A 19,735-nucleotide genomic window follows, 5' to 3' on the forward strand; every position below is an offset into this window, starting at 1 on the left:
CTGAGTCACTCAGATCTGTTTAAGCAGGGAATACTGTAGATGATCGCGCTGTAACACATGGCCAGTGTACATTGAGAAGTGCGCAATAGTTAATCAAATTTAGGCAGAAAAATTAAATAATCTTAAATATTGAAACCGGCGTGTTTCAGGGCTGGAAATGAAAGCAGGCTTGAGTCGGTGCAGAGAGTATCAGTATTTTGATAACCAGTGCCTGATCACATGTTAAAGGAGAGAGATTCATGGCAGATACGCGACAGGTTGTGAAATGGTCTTTGGAGCAGACGTGTCCCTTTCGAAAGGGAGAGAACTGGTATCTTCCCCAGGAGACATCGACGCAGTTGTTTCATCTTGAAACATTGGACCGGGCGCTGCGCGAGCAAAGGATCCTGGATGGGATCTGCGTCACCTCCTGGGATCTGGAATTCAACCGGGATGGTCCGGGCATTAAACGCCAGACTCCTTCAGGTGGTTTCCTGGTGAAGGATCTGGCAGGTGATTACGGGGACCTTACGAAAGTGCAGTCTACCTGTGAAGCATGTGTAGCGAATGCGTCAGCAGGTCAGGAGACAAAGGTCGCGGGCTGTCATGGGACATTCGACGTCGATCCTGATTCTCGAGAGCTGGAAGCGTTATTAAGGAAGATCGTTCAAGAACATCAGATAGAAACAAGTCTCAAGGCTGCTTTTCAGGAGACTGATCCGCTGTGGTACTCATTCTGGATTGAGTCTCCGATGAAACCGCATCAGATGGAACTGCTTCGTAAAATTCTGAGTACAGCTTCAAGTATTGACGATTCTCAAGTATTGCAGGGACATGCGCATTTTCTGGAAGCGCTGAACCGGTCACTCGCGAGCGAGATTCCATTACACGTGATTTTGATGCCGCGGGGACACGTAGATTTCGGCTTCCATACTGTGTTTCCACATTGCCCGCGCTGTCGGGCCAGTACGCCTGTGAAACGCTGGCAGACCGCGTATCCGAAAGACACATATCGTTGTGAAGTCTGCGGTGCGGAGTATATTCCCAACGAGCATCAGAGCACAACGCGGATGGAACTGGACTGGAATCCGATCAATTTGAAGAGGCATCTGGGACCGGAAGGTTATGAGGATTTCTTACGACGCTTCCAGGCCCAGCGCGGGTAGTCGGTCTACCTAGTTCTTAATCCGAGTGGCGCCGTTCAATTTGCCATCCGCGTGGTGCGGGCTGGCATCGGGGATGGTTTTTCCCGTTTCCTGATCGAAGCGATACAGGAGAAGTGTCTGCTCGTCGAGGGGTAACTGGTCGGCTGGTGTGAAGGGATTGCTGTAGCGTTCCGTCTTGGAAACGCGCAGAGCATGCAGGCGGCCTTCGAAGCCACGGGAAGTGCCGGTTTCTCCAGCTGGTGTGCCGCCGATCCATAGTGGTTTCAACAAACAGTCTTTCACGATGTTCCTGACCCGTGGATATTTGATGCTCCGCATTTTCTGTGTATTACAGGGGAGACCATTGATGAAGAGTCGCCAGTTCGAACCGTCCCACTGACAGGCCACATGCACGGGGCGACTGGTGGCAACATCGCGACTGGAGGTCGACGAGACCGGAATTTCCTGAGACCGCGGATCCAGCAGCGACCAGGTCCAGTATTCTCCCTGGTTCACATGGTATTTCAGACTGAGTGAGCCCCATTGAAAGACACTCTGATGTGTCAGTTTCCTGCTGGGTTCCGGAGAGAGCCAGGCTTCGATGGTCAATGCGCCGTCAAACTGATCGGGAAGCTTCGATTCGAGCCAGCCGGTGCCATCGAACTGGATGCCACGTTCGGTCAGCTGCGGGTCCACTTCAGGCGCGGTTGACCAGTCGGCCCCCATGATGCTGCCGTGATTATGCATGCCGCTCAAATCGTGGAGCAGGTTGCCGCTGCCCTGTTCAAAGCGGTACAGGGTGACGGTCGATGCATGCTGGGTGAGCAGCGGTGGCGGTTCAAAGGCGGAGTCGTAAATCGTTTCTTCACTGATACGCAACTGGGAGATATTGCCCTGGAATCCGCGGTGCTGTGCATCTTCAATCACAGAGCCGGTACCGATGCGTAGCAGCGAACGGAGATAGCGCGCTTCCTGGGGGGACTGCTCTTTCCGCACTTTTTCCGGCACCTGTCCGTCTACAAAGACGTTGAGTGAAGTGCCATCAAAGACACCGGCGATATGGTGCTGGCCGGGAGAAATCTCCGCTGAGAAAGCGTGCCAGGTCCAGGCACCTTCGTGGTAGTAGACATGCACGCGATGATTTCTGAGTACGCAGTACATGGCGCGGAGATGCGAATGCAGGTCAAAGATGACGGCCGAAGAGAACTGGTCGTTCATACTTTCTGCAGAGATATCGGCCCAGCATTCGATCGTTAGAGGATCAGTGGGACGGCGATAGTCATAGACGGCTTCGACCGAGTCATCAACGCCATTGAAGTGCAGGGAGAACCGGTCGAGACGTTCCAGCCCCTGTGTAGACAGGTTGGGAGTGGCACAGATCCGGAAACCGGTTAACGCGTCACGAGTGACCGGCAGGCGGCCTTCGCGGTAAGCAGCGCGACAGGATTCGGCAGACTGAATTGCCGATCCGCCCCGCAGCATGCGGTGGGTTCCGGTGTGTGGCCCCGAGGGATTATTGACCGGGTTCGAGAAGCTTTCTTCGTTTGAGAAATAGTCGCGGCACCACTCGGCGACATTGCCGTGCATGTCGTAGAGTCCGAAGGCATTCGGCTGCAGTTGACCACAGGGCTGGGGCCGTGTCGTGTCGGTCCAGGCATACAGGGAAAGCTGTTCCGTATCAGCCGGGAACCACGGTGTGGTGGTGCCCGCACGACAGGCGTATTCCCATTGTGACTCAGCCGGGAGATCAAAGTTGAAGGCGGGATTCTGTCGAGACAGCCAGCTGCAGAAGTTGCGTGCATCATACCAGCTAAGGTTGGCGACCGGATGATCGTCCCCCAGGGCACCCTTGAGATCACTGGCCCAGGTGATCTGCGGATCAGACCCGGCTGCTTTGAAGTCGGTGCCTCCTCGCCCGTCGCGTTCGGCGTCGGTCCGGTAGCGGGCATGATCGACAAACTGTCGGAACTGCTTCCGGGTGATTTCGGTACGGCTGATATAGAAGGGGACGGTGATGCGTGCCAGGCGTTGAGGTAAATCTGCTGTCAGGACTTTGTATTTGAGTTCCTGCTGTTGGGTTGAAGCTGCGGTGTTTTTCAGCGTTTCATCCAGCGTGCCCATCATGAATTCGCCGGGAGGAATCAGTTCAAGATCGATCGACGCGCCGTTGCCCAAAGGAATATTCACTTGCGGAGGCAACTGGAGATGATCGGCCCAGGCCTGTTGCAGTTCGCGGATTCGCTCGGGCGAATCATGGACCAGCACGGGGTCGGGCTTTTCGACCGGCCATTTGAATTCGTTGTTTTTCTCGGGACTTTTAGCAGGATCAAATTCTTCCCAGGTGGCGCCCACGATTTTTCCATCGCGACCATTGCCACTTAGATCGGGAACGATATTTCCGGTATTGGCTTTCATATGATACAGCAGAAGTGTTGAGTCGTTGGACGTCAGTTCTTTTTCCGGGGAGAAATCGTCCAGGTAGATGGCTCCCTGGGAGAACCGGCACTGATGCAACAGTCCGGCGAAACAGGCTTTTTTCTCAGCCACGGGACGGCCGATCAGCGCGGGGTCTGGGTTGGCACCCAGATGGATGGGAATGGGAGAATGGCGATGTCGGCGACGGACCGGGTAGTTCAATCCCTGTTTCTTGCCATTCACATACATGCCGATACTGATGCCGTCATATACGGCAGCCAGGTGGACCTTTTTGCCACAACCGATCTGTTGCGAATACTTATGCGGGGCGTAATAAATGCCATCGTGAAACAGGAACTCAGGCATGGTTCCGTCTCTCAACCGCAACAGAAAACCGGCCGTCTCCGCATTGGAAACGATTTCCATATTCCGCGGGCGTTCTTCACAGTCCGGAGTCAGCCAGGCCTCGAAGGTAATCGGTTCGCCACTGTCATAGATAAACGGAGTTTCGATAAAATCATCGACTCCGTCGAAGCGGAGCACAAAATCAGCCTGACGAGATTCAGGCACGACAGGTGCTGCGGGCGCCTGGTTGTCGGTCTGATTGGGGGCGGCCTCTTCTGTGGCCGGGGCAGGCAGCAGGAGTAGAAAGCCTATCAGAATCAGCATGGCCAGTGAGAAAAAAGCACCATACCATTTCCAGCCTTTCTCACGTTTGAGAGACTTTTGATGCAGTATGTATTCCAGAGACTCCACATTGCCCAATCGATGATGCAGGGCGGCGGTGACTTCCCGGGCGGAGGGCCTGAGTTGCGGATCGCGTTCCAGCATCGACTTCAGCAGTTTTCGATCGACCCGGTTGACCTGCTGAAACTGGCTGGGTTGATTGATGATCTCCAGGGTTTTGGGATCCCGGTTCAGGGGATGGCCTGTCAGCAGAAAAAACCAGACGCAGCCCAGGGAGTAGATGTCCGATTTGTCGGTGGCGTTGCGGGCGGAATTCCATTGTTCAGGCGCAACGTAATGGATTTGTCCGAAGCCCTGTCTGAGTGAAGTCAGTTCGTCGTCTGGCAGATTTCTTTCCGGCTGAAAGGCCAGACCGAAATCTGCGATCTGAACGTAACCTTTTGTATTCACCAGGATGTTTCCCGGGTGAATGTCGCGATGGACAATGCCCAGCTGATGAACGGCAGTCAGTCCCGAAGCGACTTGAAAGATCAGACTGGCACAGGCCCGTGAGGGAATTGAGGACCCGAGTTCCTGCATCCGCTGCGTCAGATTCTGGCCATCCACGTATTCCTGTACGAAATAGGTGAAGCCGTTTTCCTCACCTGCAAAGAGCGCCTTGACCACGTAGGGGGATTCGACACGTGCGAGCAGTTTGACCTCACGCTCAAATCGCTCCGAGAGGTTCTTCCAGTTTTTCTGCTTTTCCGAGTTAATGATTTTGACGGCGACCGGGCGAATCAGGCGGGTGTCATAGCCTTTGAAAACGCGTCCCATGCCCCCTGCGCCGATTTCATGTTCCAGCGAAATGTGACCAATGGACAGCGGGGGGACCTTGAGACTGTTGATCAGTTCGTCGGTTTCTTCATCCAGCAGTTCAAGTTGCGCGCGGCAGGCACTGCACCTGCTGAAATGCCGGGAAAGGGAATCAATCTCGTTAAAATCGAGTTTGCCCAGGTTATAGTCTGAAAGCGTCGCCAGATTGGGGCATTCGGAGGGATTGGAGTTAACCACCAGTCCGGGTCCTCAGTAAAGTTTTAACAACAGTCAACAATGTCTTCCTTAAGTAACTGTGTCAAAAACCGGGAAGTTGTGACATGAAATCAGCTGTAAAGTTCTGATTTTCAGGATTCCCCCAGAAAATCACGAATTTTGCGGAGTGCCCGGGACTGGATCTGACGGACATTTGCTGACGTCAGGCCTGTCTCCTCGGCGATTTCCCGGGGGAGCTTCCCTGCGAGAAAATACAGGCTCAGTACCTGTTTTTCATTTTCGGTCAGCCCGGCCAGCTGAATCAGCCCTTCGGCGATATCCCGTTTCTCCTCAACGGTTTCGATGTTGTCATCGATCAGGTTGTGAATCTGGTTGAGGTTATCAGAGCCACCAATGGGGGCGACCTGTTTTTTACGAATCTGATTCGCTGCGACATTCCGCAGGCAGGTTTTCAGCAACCGGATGAAGCTCTGCCGACCGTGTTCCAGGCGAAGGTCCTGTTCGTCCATCACCTTCACGACGACGGTCAGTGTCTCCTGAACCGCATCTTCTACATCCTGTCTGTTATCCAGAACGCGGCTGGCAATGCGGAACAGAACCCATTCAGAGAGTTTCATCAACCTGTTGCGGGATTCCGGATCTCCCTGAGAGGCATGATAAATGAGTGTGGTCGAGATGGATTCCAGATTCATGGCGAGAATGTAAATCTGTTGAAGAGAACAGTTTCGGAATAAATTTGATAAAGAACGAATTTTTTTGTCACAAATCAGCCTGCTCGTGAAACCTAATTCAATGAGCACCAGCTGTTGTGACTTCTGATTACGAGGGATCAACAATGGCAGGTCTGAGTGGAGAACATTATCAGTAGTAATGCTGATGTACTTTTAAAATCATTTCTCATAAGCCTTTGTACTCATGTGTGATAACTGATGCAAGGAGAATTACGAGTTTGCACGATGCAATCTCTCTGATTTCGTGATTGCAGACAGAAACTCATTGATTGAATCCGTTCTTATATCGGCGGGAGCATAACTCTTGCCGCATACCGTCTCGATGTTTCGTTAAGGCGTTGGGTGCCTGCCCTCTGAGATTCGAAGTTTTTCTAAGAATCTCAGAGGGTCCTTTTCTCACCCTGCTTAAGCCTGATGACGTGACAGGTGGTACCAGAAATAGAGCCTGTTGTGGGAGTAGCGCGATCGACCATGGCAGGGGCCGGCTTTATGAAGGAAATGATATGCGGTGCGACTTCCTGTGTATTGTGCTACTGGCGGTGATTTCGTTGACTTTGCCTCCCGCGTTCGAACGTCATCCGATGACGACGGCGGTGAACCCCGAGTCGGGTGAAGTGTTTCAAGCCTGTTATGATTCTACCGGTAAACTCCACGGCACATGTGTGAGACGTGACCGAGACGGGAACCTGGTAGAAGAGATGGAATGCGTCCACGGGCATTGTGTCAGTTGTCGGCAATACGCGGCCAGCGGAGAACTGCTCTACGAAATTCGCGAAGACAAGAATTTCCAACTGGTGCAAACCTACCCCTGAAGCGTTTCAGTTCTCTGATCGCTGGCTTCTGCGAAATTCGAGTGGGGTTGTGCCGATCTGCTTTTTGAAAACGAAACAGAGTTGTCCCGGGCTGCAGAACCCAGAGGAACCTGCGATCTGGGCAACCGTTTTGTCGGTCGAGATCAGCAACTGTTTCACCCGCTCCATTTTTATCCGGCGGATTTCGTCTGCGGGACTGCAGTTCAACAACTGGCGAAAACGCTGCTCCAGGGAACGACGCGAAAGCGGAACCGCCTGCAGGACGTCGCTGACCTGAATGCCGGTATGTGCGTGTTCGCGGATGAATCGGAGGGCATCGACAAACAGTGGATCGTCGATGGCCAGCATTTCGGTAGACTGCCGTTCGATCACGTGCAGCGGGGGCAGGGCCAGCGACTTTGATTTGACCCGCTTACCCGCCAGCAGCGCTTCGAGAATACCCACGCTGTTAATTCCGATCTGCTCACTGGCGAGGACAATACTGGAGAGCGGTGGTGCGGAGATATTGCAGAGCAATTCATCCGTATCCGCGACCAGAATCGCGATTTCTTCAGGCACCCGGAAGCCGACAGCATTACAGACTTCAGTTAATAACACACCAGCGTGCGGGTCTGCCGCCATGACCGCCAGTGGTCGGGGTGCCTGTTGTAGCCAGTGCAGCGTGCGTTCCTGGATAGAGGTTTTATCGCGGGAGACGGACCTGCTGTGGAACATATCACATTCCAGTCCTGCAGCTTGAACCACCTCCAGAAAGCGTTCTCCGCGCGAGGGGGAATACCGCTGACTGGGAGGGCCATAATAGGCGAAATGGCGGAAGCCCCGTTCGCGAAAATGCGAGAAAGCCATCTCGGCCCGGCGGGCGTCATCGGTGCGGACGCGGTACCAGTCCGGATCGTCCTGTTCCCAGTAGGAAACATTCACCGTGGGGAGCTGGAGGCCGCGGACATGCTCGGCTGTTTTTTCGTCACGAATCGCGGCGATGATGCCGTCTCCCTGCCAGTTGCGGGGAACGCGTAACCGCCATTGTCGATCGCGGGGCGCAATCCACAGGCTCCAGGGTAAGACGTTCCGCACCACTGATGCGATACCCTGAATCACGCTGCGGCCCCAGGTGTCATCCGGGTCGATCAACAGCGCGATCTGCCTGTTATCAGGAATCTTCAGGGCCGGTGATCGGAGGCGGCGAGGCATGGATGGGGCTCAAACAGGCAAAAAACGGGTGTGCGCAAATTCGATATCAGTTTGCGCATTCTCGGATTGTTTGACAAGCGTGCGTCGGTAAAGTGGTGAGCATGAATCAACGTTTGCTGAAGCGTACCAATTGTTCGAAATGACTGCAGAGGTAATCCCGTGACTTTGAGACCTGAGATCGTGCTGCGTAGCCTGTTGCTGCTGGCGCTGTTGTTACCGTCATTCAGCTTTGCTGCAGAGCGGGTGGACTACGTCATCGAAAACGGCACGCTGCACGACGGAACCGGTCTGGTGATTAAACAGGGACACGTGGCAGTGCGGGACGGGAAAATCGTTTCCGTCGGGCCCGGTAAAGGGCCAGCCAGTGAGACCCGCATTGATGCGAGCGGCCTGATTGTCTGTCCGGGATTCATTGACCTGCATACTCACAGCGATCGGGGCATCATCAATCCCAAGGCACGGGGTGCGGTGAACTACCTGATGCAGGGCTGTACGACATCGGTCACCGGTAACTGCGGGATGGGGCCCATCGAAGTCAAGGAATTCTATGACAAAGTCGATCTGGCGGGCGCGGGAACCAACGTGGCGCATCTGTTGCCGCAAGGTGACTTGCGCTCGCAGGTGATCGGCAAGGTCAATCGCAAAGCGACCAAAGCGGAACTGCAGGAGATGCAGCAGCGGGCTGCCCGGGCGATGCAGGAAGGGGCCTGGGGCATGTCGACCGGCCTGATTTATACTCCCAGCACTTACGCGGACACGGAAGAACTGATCGCCCTCGCACGCGTGATTGGTAAAGCGGGAGGCATCTATGCCAGCCACATTCGCGGTGAGGAAGACGGGCTACTCGGTTCCTACCAGGAAGCGATTCGCATTGGCCGTGAGGCAGAAGTTCCGGTGCACGTTTCCCATATGAAAGTCAAGGGGACGCCGAACTGGGGTAACCTGCGTCTGGCGATCGATATGATCAAACAGGCCCGCAAAACAGGTCAGCGGGTGACCGCGGATCAATATCCCTATATCGCTGCGAGTACCTCGCTGGCTGCAACGGTCTTTCCCCCCTGGTCGATGTCCGGCGGGAGAGAAGAACTGGTCAAGCGGCTGGATACGGCAGATGTCGGTGAGAAGATCCGGGCTGCGGTCGCTCAGAGTCTGAGTATTAAAGAGGACGGCAAGCAGATCGTGATTGCCCAGTATGGCCCGCGACCGGAATGGGTGGGGCGGCACTTGCGCGAGATTGCGAAACAGGAAGAGAAAACGCCGCTGCAGATTACCGAAGAGATCATCCGTAACGGGGGAGCCCAGATAGTAAACTTCGCCATGAATGAAGAGGAAGTCCGGATGGCGATGCAGCATCCGTGGGTGGCGACCGCCTCCGATGGCGGGGTGATGATCCCTGATGCCACACGTCCGCATCCTCGAAATTATGGCGCCTTTCCCCGTAAGATCGGCCACTATGCGATTCGCGAACAGGTGCTGCCATTGAATCAGGCGATTCGCAGTGCCACGGGGCTGCCGGCTGAGATCCTGGGATTGACCGATCGTGGCTTTCTCAAACCGGGACAGGCAGCGGATATCGTTGTCTTCGATCCGAAAACCATCATCGATACGGCGACGTTTGAAGACCCACATCAGTACGCGGAAGGCATGCGCTATGTCTTCGTGAATGGTGTGGCCGCCGTCCATGGAGGCACGCCGACTGGCGCCCTCGCGGGACGGGCGCTGCGAAAGCCGTCTGCTCCCTGAGTGCTACCACGTTTCAGGCATTAAAGTCCTGCACGCTTTATTATTATCTTACCTCTTTTAGGGATCACGCTATGAATACCGTTGTACCTGCCGTGGAAAAAACGCCGGTGCCTGGACCGGACATCATCAATGAATACCGCCGGATTGCGATCGCGGTTGGCGACGATGCACCGCTGTCGAACTCAAAGACCGCCATCAGCCTGCTCCGCTACCGGGGCGAACACTGTCTGGCTGTGATCGATCCGGCGCACCAGGGAAAAACCACACAGGATCTGTATGGCGTTGGGGGCAGCACTCCGGTCGTCGGTTCACTGTCGGAGGTAGATTCTCCCGATGCACTGTTTATCGGTATTTCTCCTCCGGGTGGTCAGATGCCGGAATCGCTGAGCCGGGTGATCGCGGCTGGTGTGGACGGCGGACTGGATATCGTTTCCGGTCTGCATGAGTTTCTGGTTGAGAACGAAGATTTCTGTCAGGCGGCGCAGCGGAGTGGCAGTCGGCTGATTGACGTCCGCCGCAACCAGCATCGCCAGACGGCCCGTTGCGCCGAGTTTCGCAGCGGCTGTTTGCGAATTCACGCTGTCGGTCAGGATTGCAGCGTGGGCAAAATGGTGACGATGCTCGAACTCGAACGGGGCCTGCAGCAGCGTCAACGGGATGCGAAGTTCCTGGCGACGGGACAGACGGGAATCATGATCAAGGGGAACGGCGTTCCCGTCGACTGTGTCGTTTCTGACTTTGTCAACGGAGCCGTGGAAGAGCTGGTACTGCAGCATGAACAGCATGAGATTCTCCTCATCGAAGGGCAGGGGAGTATCACACATCCGGCCTTTTCAGCGGTAACGTTGGGGCTGTTACATGGCTGTGCCCCACAGGGGTTGATTCTTTGTTATGAAGCGGCCCGTCCCCATGTGAAAGCGATGCCGCATGTGCCGCTCAAGTCTCTGGAACGCTACCGGGAACTTTATGAGCAGCTTGCGTCGGAGCGGTCTCCCGCGGAAGTGATCGGCGTTGCCATGAACGGTCGCAACCTCACAGAAGCAGAGGCGGTCATCGAGAAGCAGCAGGTCCAGGAGCGACTGGGTTTACCGGTCTGCGATGTCTACCGTGATGGACCGGATCTCCTGGTTGATGCCGTGTTGAATTTGCGAGGGAGGCTGTTCGCGTGAAACTGGAATGGCGGCGGGTCAGTCTGCCTTTGAAAGATCCCTTCACGATCGCCCGCGGCACGCTGCACCATCAGCAGTGTCTGATAGTGATTCTGACGCAGGATAGTGTGAGCGGATTTGGCGAAGTCACCTGCAACACTTATTATGGTCACACGTACGAATCGCTGGAAGCGGCGCTCAGCCTGGTCCGCGATGCGATCGCAGAGCAGCCGTTGATGCATCCGCGAGAGCTGTATGAAGTCTGCCAGGCTGTCATTCCTGCAGACCGGTTTGCGCTCTCCGCCATCGATGGGGCTGCCTACGATCTGTACGGCAAGACGCAGGGAATCCGCACGACTGAGGTCCTGGGGTTACCCACGACTGCTGAGACCCGGTCTAGTTATACTCTGGGCATTGATTCGATTGAGGAAATGATTCGTAAATACCGCGATCAGCCCGCCTGGCCTGTCTACAAGATCAAGCTGGGCACGTCCCACGATCTGGAGATTGTGCAGGCACTGCGGGCGGTGACGGAAGCCACGATTCGTGTCGACGCGAACTGTGCGTGGACCGTGGAGCAGACAATAACGAATTCGCATGCGCTCCGGGAACTGGGAGTCGAATTCATCGAACAGCCGTTGCCGGCCGATGCATCTCCTGCTGCGCAGCGGGAAGTCTTTGAACAGAGTGCACTGCCCGTGATTGCCGATGAGAGATGTCGAACCGAGGAGGATGTAGCCCGCTGTGAAGGTCTGTTTCACGGGATCAATGTCAAACTGTGCAAATGCGGCGGATTGACGCCTGCGAGTCGGATGTTGCAGCAGGCCCGCACACTGGGAATGAAAACGATGGTCGGCTGCATGATTGAATCGACGGTCGGCATCTCGGCTGCAGCGCAGTTGCTGCCCTTACTCGACTATGCTGACTTCGACGGGGCCTGCCTGCTGGCGGAAGACGTGGCGCGGGGAGTTCGCATTCACAACGGGGAAGTCGAATTCAGTACTGTGCCCGGGAATGGGATTGAACTGCTGATCTGAAGCACAGACGTGACGGCCTGCTTTGTCTTCAGTGGACATTCTTTATCTGGCTGGTTTTTCGATCTATTTTCGATTCGTCAGTTATTATCTGCTCCCGAGGCGTGTAGAATTTCGCATGACAAACCAGAAGTGACAGGAAGTACTGCTTCTGCTGAAACCCTGATTGATTTCCTGGGGAGCCTTGCGAGTTGATGACGAAGAGATACGGTTTCTGGACACTGACCTTTCTGGTCATTGCGAATATGATTGGAGCAGGGGTCTTTACGACCTCCGGTTTCTCGCTCATGGATCTGGGATCGCCTGGACTGGTGGTTCTCGCCTGGGTAGCGGGGGGATTGATTGCGATCACGGGTGCTTTCAGTTATGGGCAGCTGATTAAAGCCATGCCGGAATCGGGGGGCGAATATCTGTTTCTGTCACGAGCCGCGCATCCGTTACTGGGGTTCATCGCGGGCTGGGTGTCGTTGATTGCAGGCTTTTCCGGGGCGATCGCGTTTGCTGCGACCGCGCTGGAAGCGTATGTCCTGCCGGAAGACACGCGTCCCGGATGGATGCCGGCAGGGACTCTGGCGGTCTGTTCGATTTTACTGGCCGGTCTGTTTCATGGCAGGAATCCACGACTGGGAGCGTTGGTACAGAATTCGGTCGTGGTGCTCAAACTGGTGCTGCTGTCCGCCATTCTTTTGTTTGCTGCAGCTCAGTTCTCCAGTGAGACGATGCCGGGCGTCTCTGCGCCGACCGTCGACTTGACCGGCTGGGCGCTGGTCAGTGCGTTCGCTGGATCTCTGGTCTGGATTTCTTTGAGTTATTCGGGTTTCAATGCCGCGGTCTATGTGGCGGATGAAGTCGAAGCCGCGAATCGTACGATTCCTCGGGCGATGGTTGCCGGCACCGGGATTGTGATGGTGCTCTATCTGTTGTTGAACGCAGTTTTCGTGTATGCACCGCCGCCCGAGGCGATTAAAGCTCAGGCGGATGTGGCGACCATTGCGGCGGAATTCATCGGGGGGGGCGCTTTCGCGAGTTTCGTGCGCTGGACCATCGTCACCTGCTTATTGACCTCGGTCTTCAGCATGATCATGACCGCACCCCGGGTTTACGCCAAGATGGCGGATGATGGTCTGTTACCTGGATTTATCCGAATGCAGGGGGGCAGCCCTGGCCGGGCGATTCTATTGCAGGTCGCACTGGCTGTGCTCCTCGTCTTAATCTCCAGTCTGCAGGGACTGTTGTCTTATCTGGGACTGACCCTGTCAATCTCTGCCGCCGGTTCGGTATGCTGCCTGTTTCTGTCAGGTGTGCGTACGAAGCCGCTCGCGCATTATTCGAATCTGATTCCCCTGGTGTTTATTCTCTGTACCCTCATCGCTGCGGGAATTATGGTCAGTTTCAATCCCTGGCAGCTGCTGGGAACCGCGATTACATTCGCGATTGGCGCCGTGGCGTATGTGCTGACGCGCATCTATCGCCCGAAAGCTGACCTGCTCACTTCACCCGAAATGGAAGAGGCTCTGGCTGAGGACGTTCAGCAGCCTCCACAACCCTGAAGCTGACTGTCTAAGTTCTGCTGATGTCAGATTTGAACAGTGGTCAGACTGTCGTCCGGTTCTATAAATGCACAGCTAAGTGTGTATTCACCGAAATGATGTCTCTCTCTCTCAGCTGAAAAGGTCGACTGTGATGGCGATTGCCCAAGCGGGGCGAATGCAGTGTATGGAAGTCTGGGGTGGAAATCAGAGCGTGGATCGTAAACTGACGACCACGGGGCTCGATCTCTGGGTCTACAGTCAGCCGCATGCTGCGTCCCGATCGGGTGGGGACGTGTATTATGTTTCATCCTGTTCTTCCGGCAGGATTACGCGACTGCTGCTGGCCGATGTGAGCGGTCATGGAGAAGTGGTCGCGGCCCGGGCCAATGTGCTGCGGAATCTGATGCGCCGCCACATCAACCGGATCAATCAGGCTTCCCTGGTTGAAGCCATCAATGATGATTTCGAATCCGAATCTCGAACGGGCGCTTTCGCGACCGCTGTGATTGGGACTTTCTTCGCTCCCACCCGGACACTCACGATCTGCAACGCCGGTCATCCGAGCCCCCTGATCTACCAGGCACAGCGCAAAAGGTGGATTTCGTTTGGCAGCGAACAGGGGGCTTCCGAAGTCGAGCGAAACTTTCCCCTGGGGATCACGGTTGAACAAAGTTATTCGAATCAGTCCTGCAAGCTGGGGCGTGAAGATCTGATGCTCTGTTTCACAGACGGATTGCTGGAGTTCAAACAGGCGGATGGGAGCCTGCTGGGGGAAGCGGGGCTGCTGCGGCTGCTCTCAGAGCTCGACTGCAGTCAGCCCGAGCGTCTGATTCCGGAACTGCTTCAGCGGCTGGATCCGGACCAGGAGCGGATCAATGCTGCGGATGACATCTCTTTAATGCTGTTCCAGCGCAACACTGAGCGTGTTTCGTTTTACGATAATCTGGCAGCCCCGTTTCGGGCGTTGAAACATTACTTCCGCAGGAAAGAAAAGGCTTAATTCGAGCTGAGGCTCATGATGGCTTCTTCGCGGGTGTCGAACAGCGGCCAGAGCGTTCCCAGTTTGATACTCTGGAGAATGTACTGCATGTTATCGCAGGCGTTACAGAAGACAGCCTCACCGCCGGACTGTTTCGCCTGTTGCAGGAGACGGGTGAGACAGCTGATGATGATCGAATCCAGATATTCCACGCGATTGAGATCGATGATCACATTGGAGATTTCGGGCGCGTTCAGCAGGGTCAGGATTTTATTGGATTCAATCTGGATGTTGTTATACAGGAACTGCAGGGCCGATCCCTGGGGAATCACAATCAGATTCGGGGCAATGACTTCTACCTCGAAAATTTCAAACTTATCAGACATGATTTGAGCTCAATCTCCACTGGCCCACTAACGATATAACAATTAAAAAATCCAGAGAAGTGAATGTTCTATCATAGCCCATTCACTTTCCGGATTTCAATCAGTGAGACGGATAACTTTGATTTAACTCAATCCTTCTTCGTCCTGTTGTGTCTCAATGTGCACAGGCTGTTTTTTCTGATCACGTTTTTTAGAAATTTTCCGTTTTAAAGTATGCACGGACCGCCTGATGGCAACATTGATGGCCGATGAGAGTCGTTCGCGGGTTTCCTGCACGACAATCGGCGCGCCGAGTCGGGTCTGCATGACAATGCGGCACCGCTGATTGATGCCTCCTTTGGGGCCGTTGATATCTGTAATGCAGATGCGGACCGTTTTGATCCAGTTTTCGACGCGATTGACGGCCTTGTCCCATTCGCGTTCGATGTACTCTCTGGTTCCGGGACCACAGTTGATCTGTGTGGCGACACATTCAAAATCATAGTTTCTCATTGGAAAATCCTTTGGGAAAGAGAACAACGGTTTCAACGATTGAAGTGATTCTCGGTGCTGCAGTGGATCAGGAGTTCTGTCACCAGCGCGCCGAGTATGCTTTACTGGAAACGCCTGAATGATACATCCGCTTAAAATTTTCGTAGGAAGCTGACATAATCAGATCGAATTCTGCCGATTCGTGTTGCTGAAACTTCTGATAGAACTGATCAAAACGTTCGATCTGTGCCGCGTAAGTGGTTTGATTCCATTCCGGGTATAACGCCTCTTCAACCTGCTCGGCGATCGATGCGATTTCCAGGTATAAATCTTCATGCTGATCTCTCAGCCGCTGTGACTCAGCAGCGGTGAGGACGTCAACCTGGTCTGCATGATCGAAATAGCCGAAGGTGGCTTCCAAGGCGAAATGCATCGCCAGTTGGTCTCTCAGTTCGTTGATGAGCACGCTGAACCATTCCGGTTTGAGTGCCAATGGATCAGGAACCAGCCAGAAAGTACGCAGATTTTCCATGAGATTGTAGAGCCTGAGGTTATCCTCTTTGATCTCTTTGAGAAAAGCAGCATTAACAGTGACCTGACGAGAGTTGCTGATCATGATTATATTCCCGTTTAGAAAAGTGTGTCTCGAATTGAGTCTGTGCTGCACCAACAGTGACATGCAGAGCAATCGCGGCAGAATCCGGACCGGAGTGCTGCAGACTGATTGCCGTTAATAAAAGCTGCAACGCGTAATACGTCTTGAGGTGTCCCGTGATCGAGATCCGTTCCCGATCCTGTTGGCAGGTGAGCTGCAGAAATTGTGTGTCTTTCAGCAGTTCAGCCAGTCTTGATTTCGTCAGTGTGATGGAATCCGTCGCCAATCCATTGTTTGACATGTCATTCCCGTTCGCTTGAGTGAGGGGCGGCCTGTCAACTGCCGTTGACAGTGTCACCCCACGTTGATGGTTGCTGCCTTCAGGCAAAACAGACCATGGTGCGCCGCAGGTTAGAATCAGGCCCCAGTACAAGCCTGTCTCTCGCTCATCCAGACGGCACACCATGGTGATCCTCCTTAAAAATTGATCTGCCGCAGGAGAAGAAAGGCAAAGCGCATGCCAAACCCGGCAACAGGAATACCGACTTGCCGGAGATGCGTTTCAAGGGAGACCGGATGTGAACTGCAGGTGACAGCGTCGCATACGGCTGACACTTTTCAAAGCCTCTTGGAGATCGCATCAGTCCTAAGTGATGAGTGCATCAGGAACAGAACTCACCGTAGACCAACTGGCATGCTGTTTGCTTTCTCTAGTCCGGTAAACACCTCGAGGTGCCTCATGGTTTCCATTACGAAAGGGCACCGCAATGCGCAATTTATTAAACAAACAGACTCCTCGGCTGGTTCCATTCAACCCTCCACGGTTGCCTGCACAGGCGGATCGGGAGGATGTATTAGGGCAGGTGATCCTCTTCCTGGTGATTCTGCTCGCGATCCTGTTGCAGGCACTGACGTAGAATCTGATCGAATCGTCTCTATTCAATTGCCCGCCGCCGGTTAAAATGGAATGAGCTTTGAAGATCATTCCCTGTCGGGGATTTTGTACTTCACCCGAGATAGACATCCATCAGAACAGGCGGCGAGGCTTCATGTCCGGCGAATTCAGTGCAGATTGTTTTCGAGCGATTGCCAATTACACCTATGACTGGGAAAGCTGGCATGCCCCGGATGGGCGTCTGCTGTGGGTCAATGCGACCGTTGAACGTATGACCGGCTACACGCCCGAGGAATGTCTGGTGATGCCGGACTACCCGCTACCGCTGGTCGCGGAAGAAGACCGTTCACGCATCACAGAGATTCTGACCGCGGCACAACAGGGAGATATCGGAAATGATATCGAATTCCGTACGGCGCATCGCGACGGACGCAGTCTGTGGACGGCTGTTTCCTGGCAGCCGATCTATAACGATTCGGGAACACACCTCGGTTTCCGTACCAGCATCCGCGATATCACGGAACGACACGAGTTAAAAGAGCAGTTGCGGCTGCATGCAGCGCATCTGGAGCAGCTTGTGCAGGAGCGGACCGCCCGGATTACACAGCTGGAAATTCATCGTCGGAAAATGGAAAAGCTGGCTGCGCTGGGTCAACTGGCCGCTGGCGTGGCGCACGAAGTCAACAATCCCCTGGCGGGGATCCGCAACGCGTTCGCGCTGTTCAAAGCTGATCTCGCTCCCGATAACGAACATTACGAACTGCTGGAACTGATCGACAGTGAAATTGAACGGATCAGTTCGATTACCCATCAGATGTATCAGCTGTATCGCCCCAGTTCACATGATGCGACGACGTTTTCACTGTCGCGTGCGATTGAGGACGTTGTCTGTCTCTCGCAACCCGCGGCTGCGAAAGCCGGTGTCGCGATAAACTGCGAATCGAATCGGGAAGAGATCCAGGTGACGCTGCCTGAAGGGGAAGTCAAGCAGATCCTGTTGAACCTGATACAGAATGCAATCCAGGCGTCCCCGGAAGGAAGTGCTGTCCGTTTAGAAGTGGGGGCCGGTGATGCTACTGTCAGTGTGGCGGTGATCGATCAGGGGGAGGGGATTCAGCCGAGCGATCTGCCGCAGATCTTCGATCCTTTCTTTACGACTAAAGTTGGAGATTCCAAGCAGGGCATGGGCCTGGGGTTGTCGGTGTCACGAAGTCTGATCGAGGCGATGGGAGGCACTATCGAAGTGGCCAGTCAGCCGGGAGAGGGGGCTGTGTTTACGGCGAACTTCCCGGTAGCAGATCCTCCCGGGAATCGTTAACGTAAAGCGTTGCTGTCTGAGTTCCATTGATCTGATCCTGAAGTGCAACAGACGAAGAGAAGACATTCATGAGTGAAAAGCAGCCCCCGCGAATCCTGATTGCAGACGACGAACCGCTGTATCTGAAAACGACCGGGCAGTTGCTGCGCAAAGCCGGATTTGACTGTGTTTGTGTTTCCAATGCGGGGGCCGCGATTGAAAAACTGGAAGCAGAGCCCTTCGATCTTATTCTGTCTGACTTGAATATGCCGGGCAATCTCAAGCTGGAACTGCTGCACCAGGGACGCAGTAACTGGCCGCACATTCCACTGATCGTTGTGACCGGCGTCCCCTCGATGCCGTCCGCCATTGAAAGTATCCGCCTGGGAATCACCGACTACCTGTTGAAGCCGGTGAAATATGAAGATCTGCTGGCGAGCGTCAGAAGGGCGCTGGCCATTCCGAGTCGTGTTTTCCAGCGGAGCGAGAATATCTCTGCCCGCGAACAGAGTGAATTAGCGAAACGATTTCCGAATATCGTCGGTGCGAGTGCGCCGCTCATGGAAATTCTGGATATCGTTGATCGCATCGCCGAGACTGATGTCAACGTATTGATAACCGGCGAGAGCGGGACCGGAAAAGAGGTAGTCGCGCAGACCATTCATGAGCACAGTCTGCGCAGTAAGGAAAACTTTCAGGTCATTGATTGCACGGCGATTCCGGAATCCCTGTTCGAATCGGTGCTGTTTGGTCATGTGAAAGGGGCCTTTACCGGCGCGGTGAACGACCAGGAAGGCTTGCTGAAACTGGCCGACAAGGGGACGGCGTTCTTTGATGAAATCGGTGAGTTGCCGGCTGCGTCGCAGTCCAAGCTGTTACGGGCGATTCAGGAATCCCGTTTTACGCCAGTCGGAAAAAGTCAGGCCGTGCAGATCGATACACGATTCGTCTGTGCGACCAATCGGAACCTGGAAACGGAAGTGAGTGCCGGTCGTTTTCGCGGCGATCTGTATTATCGACTGGGAGTGATTCATATCGAACTGCCTCCTCTGCGTGATCGGGAAGATGACGTCGTCTTACTGGCCGAACATTTTCTGCAACTGACCCTGAAGAAAAGTGGTCGCGAGTTGCAGTTCGCCCCGGAAACCCTGGAGTCGCTGCGGGAATACTCCTGGCCGGGAAATATTCGGGAGTTGAAGAATGTTATCGAACGTGCCGTCGCGTTGACACGTGGGGAGACAATTGAAAAGACCGAGCTTCCTGAATCACTCCTTAACCCGCCGGCGGATCTCCAGCACGATTCCAGTAACGTAGCCGAGGGCTCTCGGGATGAGGCCATTGAAAACGCCGAGTATCAGTACCTGACCGCTTTACTGGAAAAGCATGAGGGGAATATCTCACAGGCAGCGCAGCAGGCCGGTCTCTCGCGACAGGGGCTGCATAAACTGCTGAACAAGCACGATATTTCTGCGGCTGATTTTCGCTCGTAAAATTTGCGGGCGGCGTGGGTCCCTTTCTGAGACTGTCAACCCGGGGCGACACCTGTCAGTCTCCGTTCACACCCCATGGTCCCGTTTTCTTAAGTGCCAATTCCAGAAAAACCGGCAGTCTATAGATCAATCGATGTCGAATCAGCGCCCCCGGCACGGAACCGATTGCCGCT

General features: G+C 54.5%; 17 protein-coding genes. 10 read left to right on the forward strand and 7 right to left on the reverse strand.

The genetic code is table 11. The features are described 5' to 3' along the window. Window positions 1-239: 239 nt before the first annotated feature. The gene (locus FYZ48_RS25085; protein ID WP_149345279.1) at window positions 240-1,145 is read left to right on the forward strand and encodes a hypothetical protein; all 906 of its coding nucleotides are present in this window, start codon (window positions 240-242) and stop codon (window positions 1,143-1,145) included. Between the two features lie 9 nt (window positions 1,146-1,154). Here the strand turns inward: FYZ48_RS25085 and FYZ48_RS25090 are convergent, their stop codons facing one another. Together FYZ48_RS25090 and FYZ48_RS25095 are read right to left on the reverse strand one after the other, a co-directional pair. Continuing rightward, window positions 1,155-5,279, reverse strand: a complete 4,125-nt coding sequence (locus FYZ48_RS25090) for a protein kinase domain-containing protein (protein WP_149345280.1) — start codon at window positions 5,277-5,279, stop codon at window positions 1,155-1,157. A gap of 110 nt (window positions 5,280-5,389) precedes the next feature. After that, complete coding sequence (locus tag FYZ48_RS25095) at window positions 5,390-5,950, reverse strand: RNA polymerase sigma factor (protein WP_149345281.1); 561 nt, start codon at window positions 5,948-5,950, stop codon at window positions 5,390-5,392. A 542-nt stretch (window positions 5,951-6,492) separates the two neighbouring features. Between FYZ48_RS25095 and FYZ48_RS25100 the strand changes: the two genes are divergently transcribed. Next, window positions 6,493-6,801, forward strand: a complete 309-nt coding sequence (locus FYZ48_RS25100; protein ID WP_149345282.1) for a hypothetical protein — start codon at window positions 6,493-6,495, stop codon at window positions 6,799-6,801. A gap of 6 nt (window positions 6,802-6,807) precedes the next feature. On the opposite strand, the gene FYZ48_RS25105 is transcribed toward FYZ48_RS25100, so the two are convergent. Next, window positions 6,808-7,992 carry an AraC family transcriptional regulator gene (locus FYZ48_RS25105; RefSeq protein ID WP_149345283.1) on the reverse strand — a complete coding sequence of 395 codons (1,185 nt, stop codon included), beginning with the start codon at window positions 7,990-7,992 and terminating at the stop codon, window positions 6,808-6,810. 159 nt (window positions 7,993-8,151) lie between these two features. On the opposite strand from FYZ48_RS25105, the gene FYZ48_RS25110 reads away from it, so the two are divergent. The 5 genes from FYZ48_RS25110 (at window position 8,152) to FYZ48_RS25130 (ending at window position 14,449) form a co-directional block, all read left to right on the forward strand. Further along, window positions 8,152-9,735: an N-acyl-D-amino-acid deacylase family protein gene (locus FYZ48_RS25110; protein ID WP_242022766.1), complete on the forward strand. Its 1,584-nt coding sequence runs from the start codon at window positions 8,152-8,154 to the stop codon at window positions 9,733-9,735. Between the two features lie 71 nt (window positions 9,736-9,806). Next, a complete protein-coding gene (locus tag FYZ48_RS25115) occupies window positions 9,807-10,904 on the forward strand; it encodes a DUF1611 domain-containing protein (RefSeq protein ID WP_149345284.1) in 1,098 nt (365 codons plus the stop codon). Beyond that, the gene (locus tag FYZ48_RS25120) at window positions 10,901-11,920 is read left to right on the forward strand and encodes a dipeptide epimerase (RefSeq protein WP_149345285.1); all 1,020 of its coding nucleotides are present in this window, start codon (window positions 10,901-10,903) and stop codon (window positions 11,918-11,920) included. Before FYZ48_RS25115 ends, FYZ48_RS25120 begins: the two co-directional genes overlap by 4 nt. 191 nt (window positions 11,921-12,111) lie before the next feature. Then, a complete protein-coding gene (locus tag FYZ48_RS25125; protein ID WP_149345286.1) occupies window positions 12,112-13,467 on the forward strand; it encodes an APC family permease in 1,356 nt (451 codons plus the stop codon). Window positions 13,468-13,600: 133 nt separating this feature from the next. Beyond that, window positions 13,601-14,449 (forward strand): PP2C family protein-serine/threonine phosphatase, encoded by an 849-nt coding sequence (locus FYZ48_RS25130; RefSeq protein ID WP_149345287.1) that lies wholly within the window; start codon window positions 13,601-13,603, stop codon window positions 14,447-14,449. On the opposite strand, the gene FYZ48_RS25135 is transcribed toward FYZ48_RS25130, so the two are convergent. From FYZ48_RS25135 to FYZ48_RS25150, 4 genes are all read right to left on the reverse strand, one after another. Beyond that, complete coding sequence (locus FYZ48_RS25135) at window positions 14,446-14,814, reverse strand: STAS domain-containing protein (protein WP_149345288.1); 369 nt, start codon at window positions 14,812-14,814, stop codon at window positions 14,446-14,448. The two genes, FYZ48_RS25130 and FYZ48_RS25135, sit on opposite strands and share 4 nt — an antisense overlap. 123 nt (window positions 14,815-14,937) lie before the next feature. Continuing rightward, window positions 14,938-15,306: a hypothetical protein gene (locus tag FYZ48_RS25140; RefSeq protein ID WP_149345289.1), complete on the reverse strand. Its 369-nt coding sequence runs from the start codon at window positions 15,304-15,306 to the stop codon at window positions 14,938-14,940. A gap of 79 nt (window positions 15,307-15,385) precedes the next feature. Further along, window positions 15,386-15,901, reverse strand: a complete 516-nt coding sequence (locus FYZ48_RS25145) for a hemerythrin domain-containing protein (RefSeq protein ID WP_149345290.1) — start codon at window positions 15,899-15,901, stop codon at window positions 15,386-15,388. Further along, window positions 15,870-16,181, reverse strand: coding sequence for a hypothetical protein (locus FYZ48_RS25150; protein ID WP_149345291.1), 312 nt, complete (start codon window positions 16,179-16,181; stop codon window positions 15,870-15,872). The genes FYZ48_RS25145 and FYZ48_RS25150 overlap by 32 nt, the downstream gene beginning before the upstream one ends. 466 nt (window positions 16,182-16,647) lie before the next feature. Here FYZ48_RS25150 and FYZ48_RS29355 point away from each other — a divergent pair, with 466 nt between their 5' ends. The 3 genes from FYZ48_RS29355 to FYZ48_RS25160 all read left to right on the forward strand — a co-directional run bounded on the left by FYZ48_RS29355 (window position 16,648) and on the right by FYZ48_RS25160 (window position 19,562). Next, on the forward strand, window positions 16,648-16,797 hold the full coding sequence (locus FYZ48_RS29355) for a hypothetical protein (protein WP_187782211.1): 150 nt from the start codon (window positions 16,648-16,650) through the stop codon (window positions 16,795-16,797). 132 nt (window positions 16,798-16,929) lie between these two features. Further along, complete coding sequence (locus FYZ48_RS25155; protein ID WP_149345292.1) at window positions 16,930-18,093, forward strand: two-component system sensor histidine kinase NtrB; 1,164 nt, start codon at window positions 16,930-16,932, stop codon at window positions 18,091-18,093. 68 nt (window positions 18,094-18,161) lie between these two features. Beyond that, complete coding sequence (locus FYZ48_RS25160) at window positions 18,162-19,562, forward strand: sigma-54-dependent transcriptional regulator (protein ID WP_149345293.1); 1,401 nt, start codon at window positions 18,162-18,164, stop codon at window positions 19,560-19,562. Window positions 19,563-19,735: the final 173 nt, after the last annotated feature.

The organism is Gimesia chilikensis (assembly GCF_008329715.1).
Classification (GTDB): domain Bacteria; phylum Planctomycetota; class Planctomycetia; order Planctomycetales; family Planctomycetaceae; genus Gimesia; species Gimesia chilikensis.

Bases quoted from the DNA above. Each gene is read 5' to 3' on its own strand.
- FYZ48_RS25085 (WP_149345279.1), top strand. From the start codon at position 240: ATGGCAGATACGCGACAGGTTGTGAAATGGTCTTTGGAGCAGACGTGT.
- FYZ48_RS25095 (WP_149345281.1), bottom strand. From the start codon at position 5,950: ATGAATCTGGAATCCATCTCGACCACACTCATTTATCATGCCTCTCAG.
- FYZ48_RS25100 (WP_149345282.1), top strand. From the start codon at position 6,493: ATGCGGTGCGACTTCCTGTGTATTGTGCTACTGGCGGTGATTTCGTTG.
- FYZ48_RS25105 (WP_149345283.1), bottom strand. From the start codon at position 7,992: ATGCCTCGCCGCCTCCGATCACCGGCCCTGAAGATTCCTGATAACAGG.
- FYZ48_RS25115 (WP_149345284.1), top strand. From the start codon at position 9,807: ATGAATACCGTTGTACCTGCCGTGGAAAAAACGCCGGTGCCTGGACCG.
- FYZ48_RS25125 (WP_149345286.1), top strand. From the start codon at position 12,112: ATGACGAAGAGATACGGTTTCTGGACACTGACCTTTCTGGTCATTGCG.
- FYZ48_RS25130 (WP_149345287.1), top strand. From the start codon at position 13,601: ATGGCGATTGCCCAAGCGGGGCGAATGCAGTGTATGGAAGTCTGGGGT.
- FYZ48_RS25135 (WP_149345288.1), bottom strand. From the start codon at position 14,814: ATGTCTGATAAGTTTGAAATTTTCGAGGTAGAAGTCATTGCCCCGAAT.
- FYZ48_RS25140 (WP_149345289.1), bottom strand. From the start codon at position 15,306: ATGAGAAACTATGATTTTGAATGTGTCGCCACACAGATCAACTGTGGT.
- FYZ48_RS25145 (WP_149345290.1), bottom strand. From the start codon at position 15,901: ATGATCAGCAACTCTCGTCAGGTCACTGTTAATGCTGCTTTTCTCAAA.
- FYZ48_RS25150 (WP_149345291.1), bottom strand. From the start codon at position 16,181: ATGTCAAACAATGGATTGGCGACGGATTCCATCACACTGACGAAATCA.
- FYZ48_RS29355 (WP_187782211.1), top strand. From the start codon at position 16,648: ATGCGCAATTTATTAAACAAACAGACTCCTCGGCTGGTTCCATTCAAC.
- FYZ48_RS25155 (WP_149345292.1), top strand. From the start codon at position 16,930: ATGTCCGGCGAATTCAGTGCAGATTGTTTTCGAGCGATTGCCAATTAC.
- FYZ48_RS25160 (WP_149345293.1), top strand. From the start codon at position 18,162: ATGAGTGAAAAGCAGCCCCCGCGAATCCTGATTGCAGACGACGAACCG.